General features: G+C 33.1%; 7 protein-coding genes and 1 pseudogene. 4 read left to right on the forward strand and 4 right to left on the reverse strand.

What is annotated here, in order from left to right; genetic code table 11:
• The coding region (mobQ, locus tag AVJ19_RS19925) for a MobQ family relaxase (protein ID WP_162626666.1) at positions 1-748 on the reverse strand (748 nt) is incomplete at its 3' end.
• 212 nt (positions 749-960) lie between these two features.
• Between mobQ and AVJ19_RS19930 the strand changes: the two genes are divergently transcribed.
• The 3 genes from AVJ19_RS19930 to AVJ19_RS19940 all read left to right on the forward strand — a co-directional run bounded on the left by AVJ19_RS19930 (position 961) and on the right by AVJ19_RS19940 (position 3,424).
• Complete coding sequence (locus AVJ19_RS19930) at positions 961-1,263, forward strand: hypothetical protein (protein ID WP_111861293.1); 303 nt, start codon at positions 961-963, stop codon at positions 1,261-1,263.
• A 215-nt stretch (positions 1,264-1,478) separates the two neighbouring features.
• The gene (locus AVJ19_RS19935) at positions 1,479-2,513 is read left to right on the forward strand and encodes an Abi family protein (RefSeq protein ID WP_111861294.1); all 1,035 of its coding nucleotides are present in this window, start codon (positions 1,479-1,481) and stop codon (positions 2,511-2,513) included.
• A gap of 20 nt (positions 2,514-2,533) precedes the next feature.
• Positions 2,534-3,424, forward strand: a complete 891-nt coding sequence (locus AVJ19_RS19940; protein WP_111861295.1) for a DUF6236 family protein — start codon at positions 2,534-2,536, stop codon at positions 3,422-3,424.
• Positions 3,425-3,608: 184 nt separating this feature from the next.
• Here the strand turns inward: AVJ19_RS19940 and AVJ19_RS19945 are convergent, their stop codons facing one another.
• Together AVJ19_RS19945 and AVJ19_RS19950 are read right to left on the reverse strand one after the other, a co-directional pair.
• Positions 3,609-3,896, reverse strand: a complete 288-nt coding sequence (locus AVJ19_RS19945) for a hypothetical protein (RefSeq protein ID WP_111861296.1) — start codon at positions 3,894-3,896, stop codon at positions 3,609-3,611.
• The gene (locus AVJ19_RS19950) at positions 3,893-4,834 is read right to left on the reverse strand and encodes a replication initiation protein (RefSeq protein ID WP_111861297.1); all 942 of its coding nucleotides are present in this window, start codon (positions 4,832-4,834) and stop codon (positions 3,893-3,895) included. Before AVJ19_RS19950 ends, AVJ19_RS19945 begins: the two co-directional genes overlap by 4 nt.
• A gap of 209 nt (positions 4,835-5,043) precedes the next feature.
• Between AVJ19_RS19950 and AVJ19_RS19955 the strand changes: the two genes are divergently transcribed.
• Positions 5,044-5,280, forward strand: coding sequence for a hypothetical protein (locus AVJ19_RS19955; RefSeq protein WP_111861298.1), 237 nt, complete (start codon positions 5,044-5,046; stop codon positions 5,278-5,280).
• Positions 5,281-5,553: 273 nt separating this feature from the next.
• Here the strand turns inward: AVJ19_RS19955 and AVJ19_RS19960 are convergent.
• A pseudogene (locus tag AVJ19_RS19960) lies at positions 5,554-6,458 on the reverse strand (mobilization protein (MobL-like)); the annotation flags it as partial.

Here is a 6,458-nt window from a genome sequence, read left to right on the forward strand (position 1 = left end):
GTGCGATGACCTTTTTGATTTCTAAATTACGTCGCTTAATCTCATCATTTTTCAGACTAATTTTTGTAAATATCCCTCGTCTCCGTAGGTATGTGGCTTGAGGACCTTCGTGCTGAGTGGCTTCTAGATCACTTTCTTGATCTTGATAACTTCTGTGATCGACACGTTCATCAAATCCATTTTGCTCCAGGTAATGATTGCATAATTCTGCAAATGATTCTCTCCAGTGGCTTACCGTTTCTGTGCCATTGTCACGACTGAAGTCCCTATATTTTTTTGCTGAAAAGTCACCATGTTCATTAATACTTCGGGTAGTGAACATGATGTGTGCATGGTAGTTGCGTTCATCACTTCCGTTGCCTGTATGAGGTGCATGAATAGCAGCGTCAACGATGACGCCATATTTTTTAACGAGGTCTTGGCAAAGTTCATTAACCATGTTTTTACGCTGTTCGGCGTTTAACTCACTTGGAAATGCAATTTCAAATTCTCTTGCAAGTAAGGCATCTTTTCTACGTTCAACTTTTTCGACTTCATTCCAAAGGGTTTGGCGATTGAGTAACTCAGTATTTGTATGATCCGGGGCATAGATTTCTGTAAATTCAACACCAGTTTTTTTTGTATAGTCTTGTTCTTTTCCATAGAAATCACATACCAATTTTTCACCTGAACGATATGCAGCACAAGCAATGGCTGATCGTCCATTACTCCTACTCATCGTTTTAACTGAAAAATGATATATCGCCATGTTGCTTTTGCTCTTTATTTCGATTTATCGAAATTACCAACCTGAATAGGTTGGTCAGGGGATTACAAAGGGGATTTACCCCTTGTCGCACCATTGAACTTTGTTCAATGGCTAAGTGCGCCCTTTTGGGAAAACTACGATAGCATGAACTGTCTTGAATTTCAATTCAAATAGTCCTATGCTTAAGGGGGATTCCTTGATACGGTGATGGTATGAGTGTTGATGATTTAGAGCAAAAAATTGCAAAGCAAGAAGAACGCTTAAGACAGCTAAAAGAACAGAAAAAAGCTGTCATTGCACGTGAAAAAAAGAAAGTCTCTGATCAGCAACGTAAAGATGATACGAGACGTAAAATTCTACTGGGAGCTTGGGTTTTAAATAAATTGAAAAATGATAAATCTTTTAAGAACCAACTAGCCGATTTTGAGCAATTTTTAAATACTGAAAATAAGACTGAAGAAAATAGGCAGAAAGATAAAGATCTTTTTAATGGTGTTATATGGGATAAGAGCTAAATTTCGCATATGAGTTTTTATGTTAAATACAATTTTAGGATCTATAAAAAAGCGAAACCCCGAGAGGGATACTAGATCTGTCTCGGGGCTCTAATCTTTTGTTGATAGCGCATGTCAATATGACAGAGGGGCAATTATAGAAATATATCTATATATCAACTACTTTGTATTGATATACTTTAATATATATCAATACATACATTCTAGGTACTTTAATGGCTCAAAGTCAAGTTCCATTTACATATCTTAATGATGGTCAAGAACTAATTAATCATTTATCTGATAAGAGATTTGGAACGTATTTGCAAAGAGCTGGTTTTAATAAAGACTATGCATTTGAGCTATATCTTTATAATGCTAGATTAGCTAAGGCTTTCCTTTTTCCTCTTCAAATTCTAGAAGTTACTGTTCGAAATACAATTAATGAGCTACTCATACAAAAATTTGATGAAAATTATTTTTTTAATCAAGACTTTACAGACATACTCAATGAATACAGTGAAGGCTCATTAAACAAGGCAATTAGTAGGGCTAAAACTAATAAAAATTGTGACATTGTTTCGACTTTGACTTTTGACTTCTGGTCTAATTTATTTCGCGATGAGTATGATCGTCCTCTATGGCAGGTAAATCTTCACTCTATTTTTCCTAAGCACATTTCAAGGAAGGATATAAAAACAGAATTAGAGAGTTTAAATCATTTAAGAAATAGAATTGCTCACCATGAACCAATTTTAGATCTCAATCTCAGTAATCTCTACTCTAGATTATTGAATTTTCTAGATATGATTTCAGAAAATGTACGAAAATGGGTACAACACTATGGAACTGTTAATGAAATGCTTCGTACAAAACCATCTTCTAAAGGTGGAGGGCCTCTTTTTCAGGATAGATGTGATTCTAATTTCCATATTATTTCTGAAAATCTTTCAATAAATCAGTTACCACAGAAAGCATTTCTTCTTTATAAAAAAGATGAAATTGAATCAGTATTTGAAAAGTCTGATATAGCACTTTATGTACTATCTCTATCAAACGAAGATTGTGAGTTAATTGTTGATTTAAATGATATAAAAATTGAGGATGTATTAGCTTCATTGAGATTAAAAAGTAATTTCCAAATATGTGGTGGAAATGAAAGTTTTGCTATTAGTAATCAGCTATTTAAAAGTGAGCGCGTTAAATTTTTAGTAGTTTGTGATAAAAGTGATGTTATCGGGATTATTAAAAAATCTCACAGAAGATATTAAATTTTGAAGAGGAAAATATTTTGGGTGAAGTTCAAAGAGGTTTAATTACATCTTCTTATTCGTTTGCATCCACAGATAATGGTATTTCACTGTCTAGTGCGCTTACTTTAGATGACATGAAGTATTTTTCTTTATATTGGGATCATATAGTAGTCCCATCTAATAGATTGATATATATAGGATTGCCACAGGAAGAAATTTTTAAGTCTGTTGGAATACTATATAGACCTACTACAAACTTACAATCATTTTCGACTGATAATGGGCCTGAGCTATCTTTAAAGGAGCTAGATGCAACCTTAAACTTCATGAAGTCTCAAAAAAAGGATACTTCATGGGCAATGCATCATTTTGGGATCGAACCATTTATTCATCCTGACCATCGAATCAAAAAAGATATTTTAAAGTTTGAGCTATTTAATGCTCTCCCAACACCGTCCGCTAATACTAACTTAATTGATATTTTAGAGTTCAAATATCGTAGACATGATGAGTTAAACAGGCTTCATATTTCTCTCAATAGCTTATATGAAAAAATAGCTACATCAGATGATATTGATGCTATGCGACTTGATATGAGAATTGAGTTAAAAGAAAGTATTGATGATCTAAATAAATCATTTAAAGAACGTTTTGGAGAGGGGCTGAAACGAAACTTAAAATTAGAGTTGGATGTCAGTTCAACCAGTATTATGGAAGCTGTTAAAAATGTTCCCACAGGATTATTATGTGATTCCATGACAGGAATGACAATTCCACTAGGAACATTAGTTGCTGTAACTTCACCTTTTGTCAAAGTTGGATGGTCTGGAAGTTTGGGGAATAAAGAACAAAATTCTAAAGGGCTAAATTTGAATTATTTAACAAGTGCAAAAAAATATGGTATTACTGAATATAAAAAGGATTCTTAAATTTCTCTAAAATTAACATAATACGCCTTATGCGAAATATGTTAAAATTCTCTTGAAAATTCAATGCTGTAGTTTCAATTTCATAGTCCATATCTCACGATATGGGCTTTTTTTATGATTTTTCACGTTTCACGCCTAATATTTAATCAATGTTTCACAGTTTTAATTAAATAAACTGAATAATTTAATCAGTATGATTTAAGCGTTCGTCTTGAATAAGATCATCTAATTCATCTTCTAAATCTTCAATCTTACTGTTGAGAGATAAAATAGAGTTTTTTAAACGCTCATTTTCAGGAGCATCAGGATTTTTTAATCTGTTGAATATCTCTAGTTGCCCTCTACGTTCTGTACGTAGTCTATCAATCTGATTTTCAAGCGCCATTCTTGGTGTCCACAGCTCAAGTAAACTTTGCTCATAGTCTTTGAGTTCTTCACAACTCATTGCGGCTAATTCAGCTTTAGTTCTCATGGTTTAAAATCCGTTTTGCTATGCAGAGATTTAAAAATCCGTTTTGCTGTTTCCTCTCTTACACTTTTCGGATCTCGTAAGATGCCACCAATCCAAAGGGCAAAAGTAGGATAATCAGGAAAGTTACTCAGGTCTGATAATTCAGAAAGTTGAGATAAAATAGTGCTGTACTTGTTAATTTGAGCATCTGATAGATTGCAGAATATATCTATAGTTTTTGTATCTCTTGTAGGTGCTATGAGTTTTGGCTTCGATTTTTCTTTCACTATAAATTTAAAGCCGACAACAGAACGCCCTTTTTTTACATTTTCATAGGTCAAATCAATATCAGTATTTGTAGTAATTTCATCTAATGAAGGTTTTAAGACACGATCTTTTAAGTTGCAAAGTTTATCGTATGATTTAGGCAAACCAAGCTCATTTTTTATATGTTCTAAGGACATTTCAAATTGTCCCATTGCTTGATGTTTTTTTGCTAAGTGATAGAGATCAAAGGAGTAATCTTTTTTTAGACTGAGTACGATGTCTTTTTTATATTTCGTATAAGGATTTAATTTATCGAACTCTTTTAACATTAGTAGAACAATTTCCGGGAAGCGTATAGCGATTCCCCCATCCTCATAAGTGCAATCAATTACCCAGTTAGATAACACTCTTTTTCCTCTTTCATTATTATAAGAAAAGCTCCTTTTAATTAAATTTTTACTGGCTAGTTCTAACTGCGTATATGCTGAATGCGTTTTAATGCCACATTCTCTAGCGAACTCTTCAGCAGTAATCATAATTCGGTCTTTTTCATTTGCATCAGTAGTTCTAGCAATTGGACTAGCAAGAATTAATATTCGTTTCTCATCAATGTTCATACTTTTAAAGCATTCTTGAACATTATTTTGCATAACAACCCAGCTGAGAGGATATGTCTTTTTGTTTTCGTCCATATAACTACAATCTCAAAAGTGTATTTGATTAACTACACAGATATCTATGTAGTTACAAAATACATTATTGTATGTTTTTTAACTACGATTTTTGTAGTTTTTTAACAAAACTACACATATGTATTTGTAGTTTAATGTCCGGCATTTGTAGTTTTTAAGTCCGGTAAAAGTAGTTTTATAAGTCTGTTTTGTCCGGCATTTGTAGTTTAATGTCCGGCATTTGTAGTTTTTTAAAGTCTGAAAGCCTTGCTGTATATGGGCTAGAAGGGGGTCTAAAAGCTTTTAAAAGCTTTTTAAAAGCTAAAAAGGGAATTTTATTCAAATTTGGGCTATTAAAACTGCCCTTGGTACTCGCTAAAGCTCGTACTCTATTGAAGCTCGTTTCACTCGCTTCGTCGGGGCAGTTTTTTCTTAAACCATCTGGAATTCAAAAAGCAAAAGCATAAATAATGCATTCGCTTCGCTCATGTTTTTTGAAAAGCAAAAGCGTTGTGACGCTCGTAGACACTCGCTAAAAAATTGCACTTAGATTTCTATAATTTAAAAGCAAAAGCGGTTTTTCAGAGGGGGAATAAGCGAATTTTCTTTGTGACGCTCGTAGACACTCGCTAAAAAGCGCTCATTTGCGTTTTAAGCAATTTTATTCCAATCAACTATAGTTTCCCTATATTTCTCTCTAAGGTCGCTAAAAACCCCGTTTTTTTACGTTTAAATGGGGTTTAAAAAGGCGAGTAATCGTTATTATTATCTTCTTCTGGCTTTTTAGGCTCATTTTTCTGCTGTTTTTCCAATTCTTGGCGTTTTAAAAATGCCATACGGTCTTGTTCTCGTCTTTTTTGCTCATAGTGTTGTTCTCGCTCTCGTTCTTTACGTAACTGCTGTTCCCTCAATTCATGATCTTTTCGGTCGTTTTCGAGCTGTAGAGCTCTTTTTCGATCAAACTCTTGCTGCACTTTCATTTCAACTCTTTTTGTAAAATTCGCATACAATTTTTGGGTTTTCAGCTCTTCCATTTCTTCTGCGTATAATCGCTTTTGTTTTTCACCATTTTGAGGACTAAAATATTTATTTCCATAATTATCTTCCTCAAATATATAACTATTTCTGATCTCCATGCGTTGAGTGCGAATATATTCTTGATATTCATTTTCTCTACGTGATATTTCTGAAAGCTGATGATCTATATTTAAAATTTGATCATTCAGTTTGCGTTGTTTAAATGTAATGCTTGTTTCGTTAAATTTTTCAAAGGACTTTTTAGGCTGGAGCAACTGATTTTCTTCTGCCCATTTATTTAACTGATTAGAATATCTATCTTTTTTTTCTATTTCACTCAGACCAGAGATATGCTTTTGCATATCCAGTTGGGTGTTATATTGGTTGATCAGGTCATTGATTTGATTGATCCATTTTGTTTTAAAAAATAAAGGCTCTTTTTTGTGTAATTCTGATATTTCAGAACTCATTGTGTCTAATTCTGTTGTTAATTTTGAGAATTCTTTGTTTTGGAATTCAGAAAGCTTCTGAGAGATTTTTCCTAAATATTCAGCTTCAGACTGTTGGAATTGAAGTTCATTTCGTACTTTTTGCACAAGATCCTCAGATACTTTGATGTTTTCATCAA

Source organism: Acinetobacter sp. CFCC 10889 (assembly GCF_003268395.1).
In the GTDB taxonomy this organism is placed as follows: domain Bacteria; phylum Pseudomonadota; class Gammaproteobacteria; order Pseudomonadales; family Moraxellaceae; genus Acinetobacter.

Bases quoted from the DNA above. Each gene is read 5' to 3' on its own strand.
- AVJ19_RS19935 (WP_111861294.1), top strand. From the start codon at position 1,479: ATGGCTCAAAGTCAAGTTCCATTTACATATCTTAATGATGGTCAAGAA.
- AVJ19_RS19945 (WP_111861296.1), bottom strand. From the start codon at position 3,896: ATGAGAACTAAAGCTGAATTAGCCGCAATGAGTTGTGAAGAACTCAAA.
- AVJ19_RS19955 (WP_111861298.1), top strand. From the start codon at position 5,044: ATGTCCGGCATTTGTAGTTTTTTAAAGTCTGAAAGCCTTGCTGTATAT.
- AVJ19_RS19930 (WP_111861293.1), top strand. From the start codon at position 961: ATGAGTGTTGATGATTTAGAGCAAAAAATTGCAAAGCAAGAAGAACGC.
- AVJ19_RS19950 (WP_111861297.1), bottom strand. From the start codon at position 4,834: ATGGACGAAAACAAAAAGACATATCCTCTCAGCTGGGTTGTTATGCAA.